Origin of the sequence: Alkalihalobacterium alkalinitrilicum (assembly GCF_002019605.1) — a bacterium.
GTDB lineage: Bacteria > Bacillota > Bacilli > Bacillales > Bacillaceae_F > Alkalihalobacterium > Alkalihalobacterium alkalinitrilicum.
Genome location: NZ_KV917368.1, coordinates 3,835,365 through 3,858,895 on the forward strand (window position 1 = coordinate 3,835,365; position 23,531 = coordinate 3,858,895).

At 36.4% G+C, this 23,531-nt stretch carries 22 protein-coding genes and 1 riboswitch; of the genes, 12 read left to right on the forward strand and 10 right to left on the reverse strand.

Annotation, left to right across the window (positions count from 1 at the left end):
* Together BK574_RS18705 and BK574_RS18710 are read right to left on the reverse strand one after the other, a co-directional pair.
* Positions 1 to 1,476 carry an AMP-binding protein gene (locus tag BK574_RS18705; protein ID WP_078429621.1) on the reverse strand — a complete coding sequence of 492 codons (1,476 nt, stop codon included), beginning with the start codon at positions 1,474 to 1,476 and terminating at the stop codon, positions 1 to 3.
* Positions 1,477 to 1,634: 158 nt separating this feature from the next.
* On the reverse strand, positions 1,635 to 2,204 hold the full coding sequence (locus tag BK574_RS18710; protein WP_078429622.1) for a biotin transporter BioY: 570 nt from the start codon (positions 2,202 to 2,204) through the stop codon (positions 1,635 to 1,637).
* 612 nt (positions 2,205 to 2,816) lie between these two features.
* Here BK574_RS18710 and BK574_RS18720 point away from each other — a divergent pair.
* Positions 2,817 to 3,998, forward strand: coding sequence for an Alp7A family actin-like protein (locus BK574_RS18720; RefSeq protein WP_078429624.1), 1,182 nt, complete (start codon positions 2,817 to 2,819; stop codon positions 3,996 to 3,998).
* Positions 3,999 to 4,007: 9 nt separating this feature from the next.
* Positions 4,008 to 4,622 (forward strand): hypothetical protein, encoded by a 615-nt coding sequence (locus tag BK574_RS18725; RefSeq protein WP_078429625.1) that lies wholly within the window; start codon positions 4,008 to 4,010, stop codon positions 4,620 to 4,622.
* 186 nt (positions 4,623 to 4,808) lie between these two features.
* On the opposite strand, the gene BK574_RS18730 is transcribed toward BK574_RS18725, so the two are convergent.
* Positions 4,809 to 6,464 carry a M20/M25/M40 family metallo-hydrolase gene (locus tag BK574_RS18730; protein ID WP_078429626.1) on the reverse strand — a complete coding sequence of 552 codons (1,656 nt, stop codon included), beginning with the start codon at positions 6,462 to 6,464 and terminating at the stop codon, positions 4,809 to 4,811.
* Positions 6,465 to 6,672: 208 nt separating this feature from the next.
* Positions 6,673 to 6,854: riboswitch (Lysine riboswitch) on the forward strand.
* A 107-nt stretch (positions 6,855 to 6,961) separates the two neighbouring features.
* Here BK574_RS18730 and BK574_RS18735 point away from each other — a divergent pair.
* The 3 genes from BK574_RS18735 to BK574_RS18745 are packed head-to-tail and all read left to right on the forward strand — an operon-like array spanning position 6,962 to position 9,212.
* Positions 6,962 to 7,765 carry a transporter substrate-binding domain-containing protein gene (locus BK574_RS18735; protein WP_078429627.1) on the forward strand — a complete coding sequence of 268 codons (804 nt, stop codon included), beginning with the start codon at positions 6,962 to 6,964 and terminating at the stop codon, positions 7,763 to 7,765.
* A gap of 50 nt (positions 7,766 to 7,815) precedes the next feature.
* Positions 7,816 to 8,493 (forward strand): amino acid ABC transporter permease, encoded by a 678-nt coding sequence (locus tag BK574_RS18740; protein ID WP_078429628.1) that lies wholly within the window; start codon positions 7,816 to 7,818, stop codon positions 8,491 to 8,493.
* Complete coding sequence (locus BK574_RS18745; protein WP_078429629.1) at positions 8,490 to 9,212, forward strand: amino acid ABC transporter ATP-binding protein; 723 nt, start codon at positions 8,490 to 8,492, stop codon at positions 9,210 to 9,212. The genes BK574_RS18740 and BK574_RS18745 overlap by 4 nt, the downstream gene beginning before the upstream one ends.
* Before the next feature lie 82 nt (positions 9,213 to 9,294).
* Here BK574_RS18745 and BK574_RS27640 read toward each other — a convergent pair whose 3' ends face one another.
* Positions 9,295 to 9,447 carry a hypothetical protein gene (locus tag BK574_RS27640; RefSeq protein WP_158211693.1) on the reverse strand — a complete coding sequence of 51 codons (153 nt, stop codon included), beginning with the start codon at positions 9,445 to 9,447 and terminating at the stop codon, positions 9,295 to 9,297.
* A 382-nt stretch (positions 9,448 to 9,829) separates the two neighbouring features.
* On the opposite strand from BK574_RS27640, the gene BK574_RS18750 reads away from it, so the two are divergent.
* Together BK574_RS18750 and BK574_RS18755 are read left to right on the forward strand one after the other, a co-directional pair.
* Positions 9,830 to 11,578: an ABC transporter ATP-binding protein gene (locus BK574_RS18750; protein WP_078429630.1), complete on the forward strand. Its 1,749-nt coding sequence runs from the start codon at positions 9,830 to 9,832 to the stop codon at positions 11,576 to 11,578.
* Positions 11,579 to 13,609, forward strand: coding sequence for an ABC transporter ATP-binding protein (locus tag BK574_RS18755; RefSeq protein ID WP_078429631.1), 2,031 nt, complete (start codon positions 11,579 to 11,581; stop codon positions 13,607 to 13,609).
* Between the two features lie 80 nt (positions 13,610 to 13,689).
* On the opposite strand, the gene BK574_RS18760 is transcribed toward BK574_RS18755, so the two are convergent.
* The 4 genes from BK574_RS18760 to BK574_RS18775 form a co-directional block, all read right to left on the reverse strand.
* Positions 13,690 to 13,896: a hypothetical protein gene (locus tag BK574_RS18760; protein ID WP_075385188.1), complete on the reverse strand. Its 207-nt coding sequence runs from the start codon at positions 13,894 to 13,896 to the stop codon at positions 13,690 to 13,692.
* Between the two features lie 16 nt (positions 13,897 to 13,912).
* Positions 13,913 to 14,650 (reverse strand): twin-arginine translocase subunit TatC, encoded by a 738-nt coding sequence (gene tatC / locus BK574_RS18765; protein WP_075385189.1) that lies wholly within the window; start codon positions 14,648 to 14,650, stop codon positions 13,913 to 13,915.
* Between the two features lie 120 nt (positions 14,651 to 14,770).
* On the reverse strand, positions 14,771 to 14,995 hold the full coding sequence (locus BK574_RS18770) for a twin-arginine translocase TatA/TatE family subunit (RefSeq protein WP_075385190.1): 225 nt from the start codon (positions 14,993 to 14,995) through the stop codon (positions 14,771 to 14,773).
* 51 nt (positions 14,996 to 15,046) lie between these two features.
* Positions 15,047 to 16,510 (reverse strand): alkaline phosphatase PhoX, encoded by a 1,464-nt coding sequence (locus BK574_RS18775; RefSeq protein ID WP_078429632.1) that lies wholly within the window; start codon positions 16,508 to 16,510, stop codon positions 15,047 to 15,049.
* 667 nt (positions 16,511 to 17,177) lie between these two features.
* Between BK574_RS18775 and BK574_RS18785 the strand changes: the two genes are divergently transcribed.
* The 4 genes from BK574_RS18785 to BK574_RS18800 all read left to right on the forward strand — a co-directional run bounded on the left by BK574_RS18785 (position 17,178) and on the right by BK574_RS18800 (position 22,192).
* A complete protein-coding gene (locus BK574_RS18785) occupies positions 17,178 to 17,858 on the forward strand; it encodes a Na-translocating system protein MpsC family protein (RefSeq protein WP_218970593.1) in 681 nt (226 codons plus the stop codon).
* Between the two features lie 192 nt (positions 17,859 to 18,050).
* Entirely contained in the window at positions 18,051 to 18,731 is a 681-nt protein-coding gene (locus tag BK574_RS18790; protein ID WP_075385193.1) for a Na-translocating system protein MpsC family protein, read from the forward strand.
* 185 nt (positions 18,732 to 18,916) lie between these two features.
* A complete protein-coding gene (locus BK574_RS18795; RefSeq protein ID WP_078429635.1) occupies positions 18,917 to 20,185 on the forward strand; it encodes an ATP-binding protein in 1,269 nt (422 codons plus the stop codon).
* 354 nt (positions 20,186 to 20,539) lie between these two features.
* Complete coding sequence (locus BK574_RS18800) at positions 20,540 to 22,192, forward strand: glutamine--tRNA ligase/YqeY domain fusion protein (RefSeq protein ID WP_075385195.1); 1,653 nt, start codon at positions 20,540 to 20,542, stop codon at positions 22,190 to 22,192.
* A gap of 105 nt (positions 22,193 to 22,297) precedes the next feature.
* Here the strand turns inward: BK574_RS18800 and BK574_RS18805 are convergent, their stop codons facing one another.
* On the reverse strand, positions 22,298 to 22,492 hold the full coding sequence (locus BK574_RS18805; protein ID WP_075385196.1) for a YwbE family protein: 195 nt from the start codon (positions 22,490 to 22,492) through the stop codon (positions 22,298 to 22,300).
* Complete coding sequence (locus tag BK574_RS18810) at positions 22,492 to 22,698, reverse strand: hypothetical protein (RefSeq protein WP_075385197.1); 207 nt, start codon at positions 22,696 to 22,698, stop codon at positions 22,492 to 22,494. Before BK574_RS18810 ends, BK574_RS18805 begins: the two co-directional genes overlap by 1 nt.
* Before the next feature lie 130 nt (positions 22,699 to 22,828).
* Here BK574_RS18810 and BK574_RS18815 point away from each other — a divergent pair, with 130 nt between their 5' ends.
* Positions 22,829 to 23,398 carry an LOG family protein gene (locus tag BK574_RS18815; protein WP_078429636.1) on the forward strand — a complete coding sequence of 190 codons (570 nt, stop codon included), beginning with the start codon at positions 22,829 to 22,831 and terminating at the stop codon, positions 23,396 to 23,398.
* The last annotated feature ends 133 nt before the right edge of the window (positions 23,399 to 23,531 follow it).

Here is a 23,531-nt window from a genome sequence, read left to right on the forward strand (position 1 = left end):
TCACATCCTTTGGTGTTCTAATTTTGGTTGCACTAATTTGATTAGTTCTTTTCTGGCAATTTTTCCACTTGTCGTATAAGGAAAGGCGTCTATTTCAATTAACATTTGTGGACATTTGTAAGCAGCTAACTTTTGTTTGCAATATTGTTTTAATTGGAGTTGAGAAAGTGGTTTTCCATCTTTCCATTGAATGGCAGCAATTACTTTTTCACCCCAATAGAGATCTTCAATACCGAAAACAGCCACTTCAGCAACTTCAGGAAGAAGACATAACACTTTTTCTACTTCTTCAGGGTAAATATTTAAACCACCACTAATGATCATATTTTTTTCGCGCCCAACAAGAGTGATGTACCCATTAGTGTCCATGAAAGCTAAATCACCAACTGTTGCCCATTCTCCATGGAAAACTTCTTTTGTAGCGTCAGGATTGTTGAGATAGCCACTAAACATCTGCTTACTTTTTATGAATAATTTTCCAATTTCACCATAATCCGTTTCAGTTCCGTCAGAACGTCGAATTGATACTTGAACACCAGGGAATGGGTGTCCGACAGACTCAGGATTTTCGCTATTTCCGTTATGATCCAAAACGCTGACAAAACTTAATTCAGAGGCACCGTAAAATTCGAACACTTCTGCATTGGGAACGAGTTGACGTGCTTTATTCTTCAAAGGAACTTGCCACTTGGCTCCTGCTGAAATTACTTTTTCTAAGCGGGTGATCGAAGGATTTCCGTCTTTATACACGTTATCTAGTGCAGAAAACATCGTAGGTACGAGATACAGTACGGTTATTGGTACGGCAGTTAACGTTTGATAGACTGAATGGGCACTGAATTTTTTTGTCACATACAAGGTGGCACCAATATGAAGCGAGTGAACGGCTGCATATAAAAAATGGGAGTGAACGAGAGGACCTGGAGAAAAAATAAGATCATCTTTGTTGAGCTTAAATACTTGTTCGCTTCCAGTAAAGCTGTGAAGCCAAGAAGAATGAGTCCGCAAATATCCCTTTGGTTTCCCTGTTGTTCCTGATGTATAGCCAATATAAAAGATGTCACTTTCTGATGTTTCGTAGTTTGGAATAGGTGTTTTAGGTTGCTGTTTGAGTTGCTCTAGCGAGAAAGTGAGAATGTTCTGGGTTTTGATTTGTTGTGTAGTTATCAACACATCAGGGGTACAGTCTGAGATAATGTGTTGCAAATCGTCATTACTCCATTTGGGGTCAAGTGGAATCGCTATTGCTCCTATTTCACTTATTGCTAAAAATAGGATTAAAAAATCAACATCGTTTTCTAGTAAAAAGGCAACCTTCTTTTGGTATGGATGTTCAAGGGTAGTGACTAGTTGTTGTTGCATGCTTTGAATATTTTCGTAAAGTTCTTTATATGTTAGTTGGTCATCATCACAAACAACCGATATTTTCGAAGAACATGAATGTACAGTAAATGGAATTGTTTTACCAATCGTCATAAATTCACCTCGTTTTATTACTTTTTTAATTAATTTCTTTATATAGAGAGGAGGGGAGGGGGCATTGTTTATTTTTGATATGTTATGAAAGCTTTGATTTTCACTATTTTACTTTAGAATAATAGAAAAGGGGTGTCCATGGGACACCCCTGTATTAATTACGCCGCTTTGCTTTTTGGGTCACGAGACTTTTTAATAAGTGGGTACGCTTTCTTTATTTGCATAGCAATGACAGCTGCAACTACTACTTTTGCAATATCCCCAGGAATATAAATGAGAGCTTGATATGCAGCAGTGCCCCACGGAATCCCGATGTTGAAGGAAGTGTAAGTAACTCCAGCAGCATAAATAACAATGATCCCACCTATGATATTAAATAATATAAAGCGAGCAATGTTCATCTTATGCCAATATTTTTCTACTAAATAGCCGATCACAAACGCTGCTATTGGCCAACTTAAAATATATCCACCACTAGGTCCTAAAAACACGCTAATGCCGCCGCGTCCACCAGAAAGAAGTGGTGCACCGAATGCTACAAGTAAAACAAAAATAACCAGACTCATTCCACCATACCTGGCACCTAAGATAGCACCTGCGAGCATAACACCTAATGATTGTGCTGTAATAGGGACTGGAGAAATAGGTAGTACAAGTGGCGGTAAAATACCAAGAGCTGCGATAAGTGCTACAAAAACTGAAGCATACATCATATTTTTCAATTTCATCATAATCACCATTTTCAAAATAGTATAAAGATTTCTTTTGCTTAGTATAATGTCAACAGAAGATCATGTCAACTATATTTAATATTAAGTTAACAATAGAGTGTAACTTTAAAAACGGTTAAGTTAACCTCGTATAGTAGGTAACCTAAAGTTAAACGATCTAACTAAAGATAAGGTAGAAAATAAAATGGAATTTGAAATATACTTCATAGTTAATAGAAATTGATAATCCAGCTACTTAATTCCGTATTAGTTGGCAATAGCACTCCTATAAAATAAATGAAGTTTATAGTATGAAAAACAGAGTAGGGGAGGGAGAACGAGTAATAGTACAGGGTAAAATGGTAGCAGAATACAGACGTTTACAATTTGGTATACAAGTACACACAATGTATACTTTATGTTTACAAAAATTTGTACATGTATTCAAACCAGTACACATACTGTCATTACAAGTTGTATACATTTTTAGATGTTTTGTTTACATTAATGTATACACGTTTGCAAAATGAATACAACTTATGGATTATTGACTTGTTGCTCGGAATCTATTATCCTTTAATTACCAGATAAATTGGTAGTTTAATAATGTAAATTTGAAAGGATGATTGGATGAGTGTTTCACGAATTGCGGCGATTGATGTAGGTAATGATTGTGTGAAGGCAATCTTTGGAAAATACGACTCAGAACTGTACATACCTAATGTTATTGCTAGAGATACAGAAGATCGACCTGTTATCGGAATAGAAGATTTAAATGAAAAGGACCCTCTAGATGGAATTCATATAAGAGTTCACTCCCCTGCTTTAAAAGAAAACAATGTTATTTATCGTGTAGGAAACTTGGCAACGAAAAGTGACAATCCAAACGAACTTGACCCAGGAAGTAGCAAATCTGAAGAAGATCAAACATTAGTGATGCTGTTTACTTCTTTAGCATTGGATGCAGTTAAAAGTGGAACGTCTAATACTTCGAGAGACTCCAAAGCGGTAATTGATGCAAATTATACACTTGGAACAGGGTTGCCGCTTCGTGAAGTGAAAGAAGGAAAAGATGTGGGTTACCGTTCACAACTATTAGGTTCTGTTCACCAAGTTGAGTTTCTCGTTACCCCAAAATATCAAGGGATAAAAGTCAATATTAAATTTGATGAAGTGAAAGTGTACCCTGAAGGTTTTGCTGCTTATATTAACTTAGTGATGGATAAGGACTTAAATATTATTAATAGAGATTTAATTGATAAAAGAATTTTAATACAAGATATTGGTGGGTTATCGACTGATGTGGCTGTTATCAAAAATCGTAATGTCGACGATGATAAGGCTCAAGGGTTTAATATTGGAGTATCAGAAGCATTAGAATCCATTCGTGAGGAAATTCGTTCCAAACATGGAGTTGAATTAGATAGCCGTCGTGATGTTGTTGAAATCATTACGAGAAAGAATGACAGAAACCATATTATGGTAAAAGGGAGTCGGACAAGCGTTCATGATATTACCGATCGTATCCTTTTAGAGCTAGCCAAAAAACAGTATAGACATTTACGTAATGTTTGGCAAAAAAATTCCCAAACTGAAATTTGCTATTTCGTTGGTGGCGGTGCAATGGTATTAAAAGAATATATTAAAACATTAAACAATAATTTAGATGGTTACAATATTGAGTTTTTTGAAGACGAAAAAGAAAGTATTTGGATGATGGCAAATGCGTATTATAAACTCATTTCTGATTTTGTAAGAAAGAGTAATAAGGAAACGAAAGTACCAGAGAAAAAAACAGTACAAAATAAATAGGGTGATTCCATGAATAAAAAGGGGACAGCGGAAATACAGCGAGGACAGGCAATTACGTTTCGCCTTCCTTCTGATACACCCGAACATATTATAAAACAATTACAAAAGTTAAAGGAAACGGAAAGAAGAAACTTCTCTAGCAAAATAGCTCAATTTGCTTTAGAAGGAGTAAGCAACTCGTTGGCGAAAGAAAGAGAAACCTTAACGATTCCGCTTCCAAAACCATTAAGTAAAGAACAACGCAATTGGTTGAAGCATTCGCATTCAGAAGCGATGTTAGGAAGTATTGTTTATCAATTACTTGTAGATCCCATGCGAGCAACATCCATTTTGGCAGCATTAAATAGTAATGCATTAGATATAGATGAAGCCCTTTATTTACAAGAAGTCGAGAATGGAACTACTCCATTAGATAATCCCTTCGAAGATCGTCAAGATAATCAGTTGGAAGACATAGAAGCTGTAGAAACGTTCAATGATCATGAACTTGACGATGACTTGGATAACTTTAATTGGAATGAAGCAAAACAAGAGATGGCCTCATCCGTTGAAGAAGAACAAGAGAAGGAAGAAGAGAGTATTGATGACCTCCTTGGCGATTTCTTAGCCGAGATGAACAAATAGGTTAAGGCTATTAGCAGATCCCTTGGGATAGAAGCAGTTCGAGGGGTTGGCTAATAAGTATAAAGAGGCTAACTTAAATGTTAGCCTCTTTGGTTTGTTTTGATATCCATATAGAAAAACTGAAAAGACGACTAGTCTGGAAAAAAGGCTACTCGTCTTTTGGCTTAAAATAAGTTATTTACTCCTTTAGTTAGATACTAACAAGTTCTGAATAACGTTGTTTGTTAAATTAGGAACGATTTCAAGTGAATATTTTAACTCCATTCGTTCGTATTGTTTATGGGCATCAAAGCCATAAGGACCAATATTAATGACAGGGACATTAATATCGCGAATGTCTTGGTAGTTTACATAATGTTTTGTGCCCCAGCTCGGATTGTTGTTAGAAACAGCATTAATCCCATCTTCATCATCACTTAAAGCAACAAAACTCATATCTGAAATATACGGGAAAAAGTTTCTTGTTGCTATAGGATAGTCATAATCGGGTTGGATGTCAGTAATGGCTTGTTCGAGTGAATGAATTAAGTTTTCTTCTTTTTCATTCTTCCCTGTCACTTCAATTCTAGGAGAATATAAAGAAGAGTAAAAGAGGATTATCGCAGGACTTCGGTCACTCATCCATTTCCATGCTTCTTCAACTACTCTTGCTGCAAACATTCTCGTATCTAATTCTGTATCTAGTAATAATTTTTCTTTAAATTCACTCATATGGTTTACATACTCATAACCGTATTCTTCGATTAAGAGTTGATTCATTTCCTCGTACGTAAATACTCTAGGTTTCCATGGGAATTCAAAGTAAGGTTGATTACTTGCTTGACTGAATTGTTGGTATTTGCTCTTAAATTCTTTTAGAGCATTGTCAAAGGCGATTTCAGCTTGTTCTTTTAATAGCGATAATACATCTTTTGGTGACCACGAATGGATAAAGAAATTATAGTAAACATAAGCAGAAAGAGCCGTTTGTACGGTGTATGTTGGTTTTAAATCCATTTGTTTTAATGAAACAGGAGGTACTGTCGTTTCACCGAAAGCTTCATTACATAATTCTGGATTATAACTAATTTGTTTCGTTAACTCTGCTGCAATAAAATTCGGGTCAATTCCTTCAAAGCATGAACCTACATGTGTTTCGGCACCAGTGATAAAAAAGGAAGGGAGTAATTTCCCAACTGTACCTTTATAAATATACCGATTCACATCTCCTTCATAACGAGGCGAAACAAAATCTGAATTGATAGCAGCAACATAATCAAAATGATGTTCATCTTTTAAGCTTTTTAATTCTTTTAAGGCTGATAAAATCCCGTGAGAGCCATCTTCTTCATCACATTCTACGACAAGAAGGAGATTTCCCTCTAACTCCTCAGGATGTTCAGAGTAATATTTTAGAAGATATAGATGACTCGCTACACCACTTTTCATATCAAGTACGCCTCTACCAAATAAGTAATCTCCTGAGTTTAAATGGTTCTCTACCATAGGAGGGAGATCTTCTGTTTTGAGTGCTTTCATCAACTCTTCTGGGTAACAAGCCTTATCCTTGAGTTGATTAAAGTCGTCTATTCCGACTGTGTCCATATGTCCCATTAAAATGACCGTTTTATCACTTTTCTTTTTCGTTCCTTTAACAAAAGCAATTACATTATACCTTTCTTGTTCATCATCTATTGTTTTTTGCTTGGTCACAAATGTTGGGTTTTTAATAAAATACGGAAAAGAGGAAACTAAGGTGTAAATGGCTTGACTAATTTCTTTTTCTCCATCTGAATTTACGATACTTTCTATATTTACAAGCTGATTTGTTAAAAATAAAACTTCATCACGACAAGATAACATAAAGGCACTCCTTCATTATCATATACTGAATAAATATTAATCTAATATAATATCTATTTATTGATATAATAAAACAAGGTTGGAAGTCAAGTTGTTTTTCTGCTGTTATTTCCAAGGAAATCTTTCCATAAAACTTTTCTTGAATAATGTCTTTATTTACTTAATAATTATTTCGTAAAACTAAATATAAATCCTCATCAATCATAACGGATGGGGTAGAGGTCGCGGTTTATAAGAGTAATTTTGTTTGAGATAAGGTAATCGATGAGAACAAATGAAAGGATAAACTGCCGAAATTTTTATGTAAGCCTGTACATAAAAATTGGGGCTGCTTTCAAATAGAAGCAGAACTGTCACAACTATTAGTGGTTGTGAAGAGCTATCTTAGAAGGTTACTAGATGCGGGTAAATTCTTGGCACCGTATAATTATCATGGTGTTTTTTTTATGTCCAAATCTGCCTTCAACTTACTTTAGAAATTATTAGGGGGCTATATGATGAAAAAAGGATTATTTGCAGTAGTTGCTGCGATTGCTATGATGGCAATGAGTGCATGCGGTTCAAGTACGGAACCAGCAGAAACAGAAATTAGTGGAGAACATACAACTGCAGAAGTGAAACTAGTCAATGATGGGCAGCTATCATTTGCAATGAGTGGTTTATATCCACCGTTAAACTTCACTAAAGATGGAGAATTAACAGGATTTGATGTGGAAATTGGAAAAGAGATTTCTATACGTATTGGTCTTGAACCTAATCCTGTAACCAACCCTTGGGAGACAATTATTCAAGGACTTCGAGCGAACCATTATGATGCTATTATCGGAAGTATGACGGCAACAGAGGAAAGAATGGAACAAGTAGACTTTACGAACCCATACTATATTTCTGGGGCTCAAGTGTTTGTTAATGTAGGGGAAGAGGAAATTCAATCTACTGATGATTTAGTTGGTAAAACGATCGGTGTTATCCAATCGAGTACGTGGAGAGATATGGCTGAAGAGATCTCTGACAAAATTAAAGGATATCCAAGTGATGTTAATGCACTTCAAGATTTAGCGGTTGGCCGAATTGATGCAGTCATTACTGATAAAATTGTTGGTTTATCAGCGATGAATGAGCGTGGGTTAGATATTAAGCCTGTTGGTGACTTATTAAATGAAGATTTAATCGCGGTTGCTGTAAATAAGGGTAATGAAGAATTAATCAATCAAATAAATGAAGCAATTGCTTCTATGATAGAAGACGGAACGTACGAAGAAATCAGTATGAAATGGTTTGATGAGAACATTATGAAATAAGGGTGCGTGATTCACGTGCCTTTTTTTCTTAATAGGAGGGAGGAAATGATATGGGCTTTTTTGAAAGTATTTTAGATATTTTCCTTAGACACGGTGTATCGTTTTTAAATGCGGCTTGGATTACGATCGGTATTACAGCGGTGTCCTTAGTCATTGCAACCGTCATTGGAATTATTTTTGCTTTATTTAAAATATCATCTAGTAAAATATTAAATATAATTGCGGATGCCTATATTGGTGTTATTCGAGGAACGCCTTTAATTGTCCAAATTATGTTTTTATATTACGGAATTTCAAACATTATTCTACTTGATAATTTTACGGCTGGAGCATTGGCGCTTGGACTACACTCAGGTGCTTATATAGCTGAGATTTTTCGAGGAGCGATTCAATCGATTGACAAAGGTCAGATGGAAGCGGCAAGATCCCTTGGGATGTCGTATCCTTTAGCAATGAGGAAAGTTGTTTTTCCTCAAGCACTGAAACGAGCGATCCCTCCACTAGGGAATCAGTTTATTATTGGCTTGAAAGACTCTTCATTAGTCGCTTATATAGCGGTTACTGATTTATTCAATACAGCCTTACAAGTTCAAGGGGAAAACTTCATGCCTTTTGAAACATATTTTGTAGTCGGAATGTATTATTTAATTCTTGTGTTAATTTTCACGAAGATCTTAAATCGAATTGAGAATAAATTAGACGTTTCAAAAGAGGTGAAAGCAGCATGATTAAAGTAACGAATCTCGTTAAATCATTTGGTGATCTACAAGTATTAAAAAGTATTGATTTAATGATAGAAAAAGGTGAAGTTGTCGTACTTATTGGAGCGAGTGGTTCTGGTAAAAGTACATTGTTACGCTGCTTGAATTTCCTTGAAACTTCAAATGGAGGGGAAATTTACCTCAATGATGAGAGAATTGACCCAAAAAAGACGGACATTAATACAGTGAGGCAACGTGTAGGCATGGTGTTTCAGCACTTTAATCTATTCCCGCATAAGTCTGTTCTTGAGAACCTAACGATGGCTCCTTTGTTTGTAAAAAAAGAAGGCAAGGATGCAGTAGTAAAGAAAGCGAAGCAACTGCTTGAAAAAGTCGGTTTAGCTGATAAAGCAAACGTTTATCCAGATCAACTGTCAGGTGGACAAAAACAGCGTGTGGCCATTGCTAGAGCGTTAGCGATGGAACCTGAAGTTATTTTATTTGATGAACCAACATCAGCATTAGACCCAGAGCTTGTTGGTGAAGTGTTACAAGTGATGAAGGACTTAGCTAAAGACGGAATGACGATGGTCGTTGTTACGCATGAAAGGGGATTTGCTAAAGAAGTTGCAGATCGTGTCGTTATGCTTGCGGATGGTCATATAATCGAAGAAGGCCATCCGAGTGAAATCTTTGCTAATCCTAAGCATGAAAGAACGAAGCGTTTTCTTAATAAAATTTTATAAAAGCCTAGCAATAAGTAAAATTTTTGAGCATTATTAAGCACAGTTCTTGTTGATAACTGTGCTTTTTCAATGCTTGCGAAAATCAGCCTTCATTTCTTGGTTTATTGTTCTGTAGAAAACCTTTTTGTTTGGCTAACAGTGCTTTCGCTTCGTTATACGTGAGGCCTGATTGTGCATTTAATTGTTTAACTTCTTCAATATTTGTACCAGTAATAGTTGTTTTCGGTTGATTCACGATGATCCTCCTATGCTTTTGAATGAACTTTAGTTTTTACTAAGAAAATAATAATTATTTTGCCTAAAAATATTAAGTTTTAAAAAATCGATTGACACAATTATTGGAAAATTATACACTTATAAATGCAAATATACAGGAAACGGAGGGTTACGATATGAAGCAATTAATTGTATTTACAAAAACAACTTTATTTGAATATGATGTGACCCGCCAGTACGAAGTATAAGTTATTATTATTGCTAAATGTACTCGTATGTATTGATTCCTGCGTAGGTCACAATTTCGTGACGTACGTTATTTTTATGTCTTTTATAGGCACCGTGCGCTCAAGCATGGTGCCTTTTTTGCGCTTTTACGGATTTAGAGGAGGAATATATTTGTGTTTTCAGTTCTTTGGAAATTAGGCTGGTTTTTTAAGCAATATTGGAAGCGATATACCGTTGCCATAACATTATTAATTATTGTTAGTTTTTTAGATGTTATTCCTCCAAAATTAATCGGAATGGCAATAGATGATATTCACTTTGGGCAAATGACTAGTGAGCGTTTATGGGAGTTAATTCTCTTTTATGGGGGTCTCATCGTTGTCAGTTATATCATCACTTATTTTTGGATGTACCAATTGTTTGGCGGGGCTTATTTAATTGAAAGAATTATGAGGTTTCGCTTTATGAAACACCTTTTAAAAATGACGCCGACTTTTTATGAAAAAAACCGTACAGGCGACTTAATGGCCCGTGCAACGAATGATTTAAAAGCCATTTCAATGACTGCTGGATTTGGGATCTTAACTTTGATTGACTCAACGATCTTTATGATCATTATCATTGGTGTAATGGGCTTTACGATTAGTTGGCAGCTCACACTTGCAGCGTTAATTCCATTACCATTTATGGCGATTGCAATAAACTTCTATGGAAAGCTTATTCATCAACGCTTTTCTGTCGCGCAAGATTCATTTGGTCATTTAAATGATAACGTACTTGAGTCTGTTTCGGGTGTGAGAGTGATCCGTGCCTATGTTCAAGAAAAAGCAGACGAAAAGCGGTTTAATGATATGACTGAAGATGTGTATAACAAAAACATTGCTGTCGCAAAAATCGATGCTTTATTTGAGCCGACAGTTAAAATCCTTGTCGGAATGAGTTATGTGATTGGACTTGGATATGGGGCATATCTCGTATTCAATCAGATGATCACCCTTGGGGAACTGATTTCCTTTAATGTATATTTAGGGATGTTAATTTGGCCAATGTTTGCAGTAGGCGAACTCATTAATGTCTTGCAACGAGGAAATGCGTCACTAGACCGAGTGAACGAAACTCTTTCTTATCAAGCAGACGTTCAAGATGATGTTGAACCAATTGATGTTGAGGTGCCAGGCACGATCATGTTTAACGATTACACGTTTCGTTATCCGTCTGCCCAAAAGAATAACTTAAATAATATTTCTTTATGTGTAAATAGAGGAGAGACCATTGGTGTTGTTGGTAAAACAGGAAGTGGCAAAACGTCGTTGTTAAAGCAGCTTTTACGAGAGTATCCACTTGGGACTGGAGACATCCATGTGGGAGATGTACCTTTACAAAAGATACCCGTTGATACCGTTCATTCTTGGGTCGGCTACGTTCCACAAGAGCAAATTCTCTTTTCTCGTACGATCCGTGAAAACTTGAAATTTGGAAAAGAAGAAGTGAGTGAATTGGAAATTCAACAAGCATTGGAATTATCCGCTTTTCAAAATGATTTAACAGTGCTTCCAAAAGGACTTGATACGTTAGTTGGAGAGAAGGGCGTCGCACTTTCAGGTGGCCAAAAGCAACGTATTTCGATTGCAAGAGCTTTAATTAAAAATCCTGAAATTCTCATCCTCGATGATGCAATGTCAGCAGTTGATGGAAAGACAGAAGCAAAGATCATTGAAAACATTCGTCATGAGCGCACAGGAAAAACGACGTTTATAACAGCCCACCGTCTTTCAGCTGTTCAACATGCGGACTGGATCATTGTGATGGGTGAAGGTGAAATTGTTGAGGAAGGCACGCATGATCAGCTTCTTGATATGGATGGCTGGTATAAAGAACAATATGTTCGCCAGCAAGCTGATTCCTACGGTGAGGTGAGTTAGATGAAACAAAAAACAACAGGGAAGCGCCTTTTTCAATATGCAATGCTTTATAAAAAAACAATCTTTATTGCACTAGCGATGTTGACAATTGCAGTCGCAGCGGAGCTAACGGGACCATTTATCGCTAAAAAAATGATCGATGATCATATGCTTGGAATTGAAAGCCCTTGGGTGGAAGTGTCTGAGGAAAATGAGCAAACTGTTTGGTACAATAGCGGGCTGTATACGCGTAGCATAAATGCAACACAAGAAGAGCAAATTGGGAATGAAATTCAAATTGTTCAAGTAGGGCGCTCATTCTACGTCGTACCTGAACACCTTCCATTTGACGGAAGTCGTGCAGTTGATGGAAATCTACTAACGATTACCCAAGGGGCAGAGACTGTTAGCTTTGAGGTTGAAAAACTCAGTCAACAACAGTTGTTTGCTTTTTATCAACCTGAAATTCGCCCGATGATTTTACTTTTAGTTTTTTACCTTGTATTACTCGTTGTCGCAGCCTTTTTTCAATATGGAAAGGCAATAATGCTGCAAACCGCAGCGAATCGAATTATTCAAAAAATGAGAACCGATGTGTTCGAACAAATTCAACGGCTACCTATTACTTACTTTGATAGTCGGCCTGCTGGAAAAATTGTTTCACGTGTAACAAATGACACAGAAGCCATTCGTGAGTTATATGTGAAAGTATTGGCGACATTCTTTACGAGTGCTATTTATATGACAGGGATCTTTATCGCTTTGTTCTTACTCGATACGAAATTAGCAATGATTACAATGTTTCTTGTACCGATTATTTTGATTTGGATGATCTTCTATCGTAAAGTGGCATCGAAATATAATCATCTCATTCGGTCAAGAGTGAGTGATATTAACGGTATGATTAACGAGTCGATTCAAGGGATGTCCATTATCCGAGCATTTCGACGTAAAAGCCAAACCGCTAAAGAATTTGAGAAATTGAATGAAGAGCATTTTACGTATCAAAACAAGCTTTTGAGCCTAAATGCGATGACATCGCATAACTTAGTGTTTGTTTTGCGTAACATTGCCTTTGTGATCCTCATTTGGTATTTCGGTGGGCAATCGATTGGAGCAGCAGGGGTGATTTCAATTGGATTGTTGTATGCCTTTGTCGATTATTTAAATCGTTTATTTCAACCTGTTACAGACATCGTCAATCAACTAGCTCAATTAGAGCAAGCTCGAGTTGCTTCCGAACGAGTGTTTCAGCTTCTTGATGAAGAAGGAGAAGTCGTCAATGAAGGAGAAATTCCTCGCTATGAAGGGAATGTTCGCTTCGAAAATGTGTCATTTTCCTATGATGGGGAGAATGATGTGTTGAAAAATATTTCGTTCTCAACAGAAAAAGGTGAGACGGTCGCATTAGTTGGTCATACGGGCTCAGGGAAAAGTTCGATTATTAATCTTCTCTTCAGGTATTACGATATTAACCGGGGAAAGATTACAATTGATGGGGTGGAGACAAAAGATATTCCACGTCAACACCTTCGAAAGCATATGGGGATTGTCCTTCAAGATCCATTCTTATTTTCAGGAACAATTGCTTCAAATGTTAGTTTAGAAGATCCGAATATAACAGAAGATCAAGTCAAAAAAGCTTTACAAGATGTAGGAGCCTCTCGCTTTATTGAAAGTTTACCAGAACAATATGATGAGCCTGTCTTAGAAAAAGGAAGCACTTTATCTGCAGGAGAACGGCAACTCATTTCTTTTGCTCGCGCGTTAGCGTATGATCCTGCAATTTTAATTTTAGACGAGGCAACAGCGAATATTGACACCGAAACCGAAGCGATGATCCAAGACGCTTTAAATGTCGTGAAAAAGGGAAGAACAACCTTCATTATTGCACATAGGCTATCAACAATTCGAAATGCAGACCAAATTCTCGTGTTAGATCGAGGTGAAATTGTTGAGTGTGGAACACATGATGAATTACTCCAGCAACAAGGGAAGTATTTTCAAATGTATCAGCTTCAACAAGGAAAAGAGATCTCTAAAGCGGTATAAGAATAGAGCCAAACTTTTATTGAGGTTTGGCTCCTTTTTGTATGGGTTAAGTTGTTTTAGGTTATGTAAAATGCTGTGGTTTAAGAGTCCATCTCTTTCAGTGAAGCTAGTTTATTCTTTTTCATTAAATAGGGTAAATCATTGTGTAATTTGTAATCGGCGTCCAAATGGCAAAAAGCACATTTACACGTTTTCGAACGCTCTTCTTCGTTTGAGATCTTCGTTACATGAGGAATATCGAGAACATCTAAGCCGTTTTTTATGTGTCGAGGACAAACGGATACCATTTGAATTCCCTCCTTCTTAAGTAGAAGCGGTAGGTGCTTCTGTCGCTACATTTTTATTTTTTCTGAAAACGAGCTTGCTTAAAGTAATGCTAAACTCATATAAAAGGAGTAAAGGAATAATAACTAACACATCTGACAAAAAGTCAGGTGGTGTAATTAATACAGAGACGACAATGAGTAGGAAGTAGGCAAATTTTCTTCCTTTCACAAGCTTTTGTGGATTAACGATTCCTAGTTTGGTTAGGAACATGACGACAGCGGGCATTTCAAATAAGAAGCCAAAAGGTAATGTCAAATTGAGCATAAATTGAAAGTATTTTTCTGCTGTAAAAAATGTTTCAAATTGGTTTCCTGCGATATTGATTAAAAAGGAAAGGACGAGTGGAAATAAAATAAAATAACCGAACGAAATCCCCGATACAAATAAGACAAACATTCCAGGAATGAACCATAAGGTTGCTTTCTGCTCTTCCTTTTTTAGTGCAGGTTTGATAAATCTCCATAATTGAAAGGCCGCAACTGGTATCGACAAGGCGATGGCAATAATAGAGGCGATCATCATATACACCCAAAGGATGTCACCAGGACCCAATAACGCTAATTTCCCATCCAGATCTTTTACTAAAAATTGATAAATGTCTTTGACAAAAATAAAGGCTCCAACCAAAGTGATGAAAAAAGTAACTAAAGTAATAATAATTCGTTTACGTAACTCTGCTAAATGGTCGATGAGTTGCATACTTTCTTTTTCCATCCTAATCTCCTTTCATTAGAAGCGGATGAGACTCAGAGAAAGTGCCTAGCGCTAATCAAGATAACGTTCAACTGGAGGATATGGGACTTAGCGCTAGACACTCTTGAGCCCGATGCAAGATTAACTTCCTGTTTTACTATTCGATTGCTCGACCGCTTGAAGTGTCGTTTTTTCTTCTGGAGTTTTTTCCGTTTCTCCATTGACTAATTCATTCGTTGCCTTTTTAAACTCTTTTAACGTAGATCCAAAAGCTCGTCCAATCTCTGGAAGTTTAGAAGGGCCAAAGATAATTAATGCAATAACTAAAACGAGAATTAGACCTGGAATACCAATGTTTGATAACATAAGAAGCCTCCTTATAAATGGTCAAAATAAATACTAAAAATTGAACTACAATTAAATCGTTACTCCATGACGATCTAGAACGGCTGCAGCTAATGGTGAAATTCCTTCTCTTTCAGCATAAGCTACTACTTTGTCTGAAATTTGCGGTGCAAAACTAGCTGGAGGAGCAGCATGGCTCATGGCTACTTGGCGAGCTGAGTTTCTGCGAGCAAATGGTCCCCAAACAGCAATGGTAAAACCAGGGCTTTGCATGTTGACGAACATGGTTTTTCCGTCAGGTGCGAAGCATACCCCAGCAAATTCAGATTTGTTAAATACATTTTGAGCAAATTCATACACATTTCCCTCTGGAGTTAAACCGATAATCCGGTCTCCATTAGGGTTACCATCTTCAGCGATCCAAAGATCTCCCCAAGGAGTAATTGTAATATTATCTGGAGCTCGTAAATCATTTGTATCTTGAGACTCAAAGAAAAGTTCTAATGTATTTGTAGCTGGGAAGTAGCGGTATACACGACCAAATCTATTTGGTCCATTACCAGTACGTGCATTTGTATCGTCAAACCAGAATGCTCCACCACCAAACCAAGAGCCTTCTAAGCGTGTAAATTGTATACACCCTAAATCTCTTGCATCTTCTTTTGCTCGTTCAGGGTTTACCTTTTTCCAAACAACACCGACTTTTTGACCTGGTGTAAAGTGACTTGCTGAATTATTTGGTAGCTCATCAAGGGCAGCTGCTTCGAGAACTCCACCTTCTTGAAGAGAGCCTAACTTTTGACTACGGTTATTAGGCGTAAAACGATATAGGAAAGAAGGCGAGTTATCTTCTGTTAAATACCAGATCCCAGTAGCAGGGTCGACACTACAAGCTTCATGAGAGAAGTAACCCATGTCACGAATTGGTGTTTTTGACATTTCATTTTCTGGATCATGTGGATTGACTTCAAATACAAAGCCATGACCCATTTCACGTGTTTCTTCACACGTTAACCAGGTCCCCCAAGTCGATGGACCACCTGCACAGTTCCGGATATTTCCAGAGTTCGTTACATATTCGTCAACAACTTCATGATTAGGTGCAACAACAAGAGCTGTTGTTCCACCAGCAGCCCCTTTACTCCATGGGTTTTTACCGTTTACAGCCCATTGGTGGTTCGTACCGCATTCGTGGTTACGGACAAGAATTGTTGTGTTTTTCGGCCCTTGGTAAGCTGCCATTCCATCAGGTAGACCTGGTACAACGTCACCACTTGGATTTACCATTGGTTGTCCACTTGTTGAAATGATCTTGTACTGAAAACCTTGAGGTAAATCAAGAAAACCATCTGGATCCTTTACTAATGGACCGTAACCACCAAATCCACTCGTTGGATTGTTAGAATTTCCTCCACTCGCTAAAACATTCGCTTGTCCACCAAGAGAAAAAACGCCAGTTGTTCCTAAAGTTAATGCAAGTGTGCTCATGCCTCCAACTTTCAAAAAGTCACGTCTGTTCATGTTACTTGAATTCATGAAAAAGCCTCCTAAAATTTTTTAGTAGCTGCTGAACATGGAAGTGGCTCTACAAAAAATCTACCAAACGAACTTTAAAGGATTATGTAAAAAAGGTTTTGATAATGTAAATGTGAGAAAACACTTCAAAAGTATTGTTAATTCAAAAGAAAAGGAAAGGTTTTTTAATAAAACTTGGGGAATTAGCAGTGTGAAAAAACAGGCACATATACAGCATTTTTTCTATTTAGGTTGTAAGACTACTAACTTTTGTACTGAACAACATGTCATGGCGCCCAATAAATTTAGCGTTTTTGTTAATTTTCTGTAGGAAGACTGTAAATTCGGGAAAATTTTGTTCATGTTTTTATACATTCAACCATTTTAGTGTAAAGAATGGTTATTGGGTGAATAATAGCTTGATACGATGGTAGGTTAATAGAAATAGCTAGACACTAACCAATAATTTTGATAGGATATTATTGATTAGTGTCTAGCGGTCATTAATTCCCATACTATTAATTTTTAAAGTTCTAATAAGTTCTATTAATTAAAGTGAATATTGTATATTTGGTAAATGGAAGAAACTATCTCAAATAGATGTCTTTTCATGGCCTAACTTCAGCAATTTGAGGTTAGGCCTTTTTTATTTTTGTCGATAGATAGGGAGGAACATTCTAGAATGATCATGTCAAAAGTAGGTCAAGAGGAGTTAATGTATCTTAGTAGCTTTTTAAGCAAAAAGATGAAAACTAACTTCGGAAAAGGCCCCGAAACATGTGTATCTATTGTTAAACATCATACAATCTACGTCCAAATTCGAAATTTTATTACCCCAGCGGAAGAAGTTCTTAAAAACAAAAATCAACTGAGTTTAGCCATTCAATTTCGTGCCGCGATTATGGAAACTATTTTTCAAGAATATAAGACGGAAGTTTTCAACTTATTAAATATGGAATTAGAATCTTTTTATTACGATTGGGATTACAATTTAAACCAAGCACTTGTTATGTTTGTTAGTAATAAGGGTATAGATGAAATAAAGAGTGACGACCAAGAAGTCCTACTAAAAGAAAAAGTGATGTACGTGAGCTCGAAAGTTCATAAAGAGCCAAGTGAAGTACACATTCAAAAAATAAATGCAAACATGTATGTTGCTAGATGCCAAGAAGCCATGTGTGAAATTGGGAAAGTTTTATATAAAAAGGGATTAAACGAAGTTTTGTATGAGTATGCGTATAATTTAAAAGGCCGCTTTTTTGAGAATACCCATTATTTAGAGGCTGAACTGAACCGAAAAGTCGAGGCACACTATGTGCTTTGGGATTTTCGTCAAAATATAAACTATATGGTTTTCATATTTAGATGAGAATAAATTTTAATATTCTCCCTAAAAAGTAGAAATACTAATGAAAGCATTGAAAAATATAAGGGAACAAAATATTACTCGATGTAATAGTTGTTAATATTGTCAAAGAAAGGAAATCTATGGTACGATTAATATGGTCAGTGCTCTATAGGCATGGACTATTTATTGTTCCCTTGTAATAAAGGAGCTCCTATGGAAATTCAAGAGCAACTAAAACATATCAGTAGTTATACTAGCAAATTGTTAAGGAAGAATTTTGGACGTGGACCAGAGTCTTGTCAGGCTACACTGAACGGAAAGCACCTAGTGTTATACATAAGAGGGTTTATTTCACCAATGGAAGAAGTGTTGGTGCAAAAGGGTCAACAAAATTATGTTCATAGTGCTAGAGATGTTATTATTGGGGACATCATTATTGAACTAAAAGGTGTTGTTCAAGTTACATTACAGACCGATGTCCATGAGGCGTATCATGATTGGAATTTTCCCAATAATTCCGGAATGGTGATACTAGAACTTGAAAATGAAGTTCTAGAAAGTGACGAAGATTTAGGGTTTAAAATTCATACTTTTGAACAAGAGGTTTCACGTATTAGTAGTTTAGTTCAAAAAGTACCTGAGCAGATCAATACAGTTGTTCATACGAAAAATATCCTTTTAGTTGAACGAGTGGGTATCCTAGTACCAATTGAAAAAGCTCTAGTACACAAAGGTTTTACGTCCGAGTTAATTTTGACAAAAGATGAGCTTGAAAAAAAGTATTTTCATCGAGATGGGAAGTTTGAGGAAATATTCCATAGACGTGTTCAGGATATCTTTATTGATTGGAATTTAATTGAAGACAAATCGTTGATGGCATTTATTTTAAAATAATAAAGGTAAATGATGGGGAGATATCATAGGATAAAAGCCCCGCATGACCTAACTTCTAATGATAGAGGTTGGGTTTTTTCTGTTTGTTAGTTGTTTTAGTAATAAATAGTGATGAGGGAGTAGGTCTTTGTATCCGTTGAAGGAGAATATACCGAACATTTTTCAAACTCTTAAGGAGGAAACAGATGGCCAGTAGAAATGAGAATGGTTTAAATCGCAAGTATACGAGCTGGATAATAATCGTCTGGTGTGTAGGTTTATTAGCATTGATATCATTTTTAATAAACAAAATTACAGTAATAGAAATTATTTTTGTAAGCCTTATCACAACTTTTATTATGAGTAGTTCTTATTTTATTTTAAAAAATAAATACAGGAATGTAACAGGGAATAATCATCAACGTAAACAAACAGTTGAGTATATACCATTCATTGATCAGGCACCGATACCCATCCTTTTTATTGAAAATAATACAATTAAGGATGTTAACGCGTTAGGGCTAGAACTCATGGGAGCTACACGTAAAGAAGAGCTTGTCAGTCAGTCCATCTTTTCGTTTCTCCCTCAAGAAAGGGATCGTTTTCAACCAATTTTGGGCGACAGTGATAACCAAAGGATCAGTCGGTTCGATGGTACTGTCATAAGGTTAGATGGACAAGTCATAAATGTAGACATTAATTTAAGCTCAATCCTATATAAGGGAGAATTGAGGCACTGTTTATCTGTTCGAACCAAAGGAAGAAATGGTGAGGATGAAAGAAGACTACAGCACTATGAACAATTATCGGTATTAGGGGAATTAGCAGCTGGAATTGCCCACGAAGTCAGGAACCCTTTAACGAGTCTTAAGGGGTTTATACAAATTGTTGAATCGGAATGTGTAAATACAAAAAGATATACTGAAATTATGTCTTCAGAAGTTGATCGAATTAATGAGATTGTTAATGAAATGTTAATGCTCTCGAAGCCGAAGGTCGTTAAGTTTGAAGAGAAAAAACTACTTCCAATTATTGACTTAGTAGTTACATTAGTAAATACACAAGCTATTCTCTATAACATCGAAATCGTGGTCGATTTTGAACAAGATCTTCAAGATGTAGAAGTTGGTTGTGAAGAAAATAAATTAAAACAAGTATTTATTAATTTAACGAAAAATGCCATTGAAGCCATGCCTGAAGGTGGAGTGATTAAGGTTCAGGTGAAAAGCAATAACGGTAGAATTGCGGTCCATATCATTGATCAAGGGATTGGAATACCTCAAGAGCAACTAGATTATATAGGAAAGAGTTTTTATTCGACGAAAGAAAAAGGAACGGGGCTAGGTTTGATGATTTGTCGTCGAATTATTGAGGATCATGATGGCGAAATGTTAATCCATAGTGAAGAAGGAAAAGGAACGGATGTTGAAGTGCAATTGCCAATTGCAAATGGTGTGATGACTTCAACCTGTTAACCTTGATGAAAAGTAAGCTTTAGGAAACAAATCACTGCTTCCTAAAGCTTATTTTTTGCTTTTGATTAAACAAGTGTGACAATCTATGTTCGAATACAGTTAAACCGTCGGTAATAACAACTTTGTAAAAAAGAACTCTTAGTAAAGTACTGTGAAATACTTTGACGTGTATTTTTAATGGCATAATTCAGACTTTAGATGTAGAAGAGAAATCACGTTTACAATGTGACGATGGTGAGTAAGATAGTAGTGGGGATGATTTTTATTCGAATAGCTGGTCATTCATAGATATCTTTAGTTTTTTATGATATAACTACTTATAAAATGAACTGTGAAATAGAGAGGTTGAGGTGGATGGAGAGCACAAATATTTCTTCAAATTTTATTAAACATATTGTAACTGAAGATTTAAAGACTGGAGAATATGATGGAGTTGTTACACGGTTTCCTCCAGAACCAAATGGGTATTTACATATTGGGCATGCTAAATCAATCGTGCTAAACTTTGAACTTGCTGACGAATATAAAGGGAAAACGAATTTACGATTTGATGACACGAATCCGCTAAAAGAGGATCAAGAGTTTGTTGACTCTATTAAAGAGGATGTAACTTGGCTTGGTTATGACTGGGATGGACTTTTCTATGCATCTAATTATTTCGATGAAATGTATGAACGTGCGGTGCTATTGATAAAAAAAGGCTTAGCGTATGTCGATGATTTATCAGCAGAAGAAATTCGAACATACAGAGGAACATTAACTGAGCCAGGAAAAGAAAGTCCGCATCGCGATCGAACGGTCGATGAAAATCTTGAGTTATTTGAGCGCATGAAAAATGGGGAGTTCGGAAACGGGGAAAAAGTATTACGAGCGAAAATTGATATGTCATCTCCTAACTTGAACATGAGAGATCCTGTTCTTTACCGAATTTCTCATACAACACATCATAATACTGGAGATCAGTGGTGCATCTATCCGATGTATGACTTTGCGCACCCGCTTGGTGATGCAATTGAAGGTGTGACCCATTCAATTTGTACATTGGAATTTGAAGATCACCGCCCATTATATAACTGGGTTGTTGAGAAGTGTGAAATGGAAGCAACGCCTAAGCAAATTGAGTTTGCTCGTTTAAATTTAACGAACACGATTATGAGTAAACGGAATTTGAAACAGCTAGTCGATGAAAATGTTGTCGACGGCTGGGATGATCCACGTATGCCGACCATTTCTGGATTAAGGAGAAGAGGGTTTACGCCAGAATCAATTCGGAATTTTTGTCGCGAAATCGGTGTAGCAAGAAGCTATAGCACAGTAGATGTCCAAATGCTTGATCATTTCGTTCGTGAAGATTTGAAGTTGAAAGCGCCACGGACGATGGCGGTCATAAAACCATTAAAAGTTGTTATTACGAACTATCCCGAAGGCCAAGTGGAAATGCTTGATGCGGAAATTAATCCTGAAAATCCAGAGATGGGTACCCGACAAATACCGTTCTCTCGTGAGATTTACATTGAACAAGAAGATTTTATGGAAAATCCACCGAAAAAGTACTTCCGATTATTCCCTGGAAACGAAGTTCGTTTAAAACATGCTTACTTTATTAAGTGTGAGGAAGTGGTTAAAGATGATGCTGGAAATGTCGTTGAGCTTCGTTGTACGTATGATCCAGAAACGAAAAGTGGAACTGGTTTTACAGGGAGAAAAGTAAAAGGTACCCTTCACTGGGTCGAGGCAACGAAAGCGAAGTCGGCTGAATTCCGTCTTTATAATCCGTTAATTTTAGACGAAGAAAAAGAAGAAGGCGGGTCTTTCTTAGATCATGTAAATCCGAATTCATTAGAAGTATTAAAAGGATTTGTCGAGCCGAATATGAGTGAAGCAAAGGAAAATGAGAAATTTCAATTTTTCCGCCACGGATACTTTAATGTCGATCCGAAAGATACAACTCGAGAGCAACTCGTGTTTAACTTAATTGTTTCATTGAAAAGTTCTTTTAAGCTGTAGAAAAAAGTGTCAGGCCCATTTTAGTATACTAAAGTAGGCCTGACACTTTTTTATTAGGAAAATATCAGCGGACTAGTTTTCATTAGATGCATTGATCTAAACATGTTAAATAATGATTTCTTTCACTCGGCCTACAGATCCGTCTTCGAGACGAACTTTAATGCCGTGGGGGTGAAAGCTTGATTTTGTTAATATATCTTTTACAATGCCACCTGTTAACTTGCCTGTTCGTTGATCTTGCTTTAGGACGATGTTAACTTTAATGCCTGGAGAAATATCACTTCGGTTTTGTCCGTTCATTAGGTTCCCATTCGCTTCCGTTGGTTATTAATTTTTTTCGTTTGCTGACTCTTCATTTTTTTTGGTTGGTTAGCGGTTTGTGAATTTAAGTTTCCTTGTCCTTGATTTTGCTTCTTTTTTGCCAACTGTTGTTTGATGGCTTCTTGAAGGTTAATTTTCTTTTTTTCAATTTGTTGATTGTCTTGGTCATGATTTGTTGTAGACATTAAAAAAACTCCTTTATTTTCATCTTCTTTAACAGGGTATCATAATTTTCGTTATTATATTGTTATCTTTTTTTGTAGTTCGTATAAGTAAGAGGTTATACTAGAAGAAATTGGAAATAGGAGAGACACGATGAAAAAAATATGTGTGTTTGCTGGATCGAATGTTGGAGCTAAACCCGAATTTGAGCAAGGTGCCATTCAATTAGGTCGTCTGTTAGCAGAGCGAAATATCGAATTGGTGTATGGTGGTTCGAAAATTGGATTAATGGGACGAATAGCCGACAGTGTTTTACAGAGTGGCGGTAAAGTGACAGGGATTATGCCGAGAAATTTATTTTCAAAAGAAATTATCCATCCTTTATTAACAGAATTTCACGAAACGGAAACGATGCATGAACGAAAAGCGCTTATGTCAGAGTTTGCGGATGGCTATATTGCCTTACCAGGTGGTTTGGGAACCTTTGAAGAATTGTTAGAAGTAATGTGTTGGGCACAAATTGGCATTCATAAAAAACCAATTGGTGCACTAAATGTATTACATTATTACGAACCTGTCAGTGAGTTGTTAAAAAAAGCATCAAATGCTGGTTTCATGCCTCAAGCTAATGTTGATTTACTCATTCTGGAAGAGAAACCAGATACTCTTCTAGAAAGAATGTTTGACAATGTGAGAGGATCTGATGATACGATAGATGTATAGCCTCATTTTAACAGAAGCGGACTTTTGATGGATCAAGTGTAAAGCTCTTTATAAAGTTGCTAAAGACAATTGAAACGATTGTCAGCAAAAGGGCAAAGACACTTCGAGCATGTCTGCTTTTTTGCTGTTGATC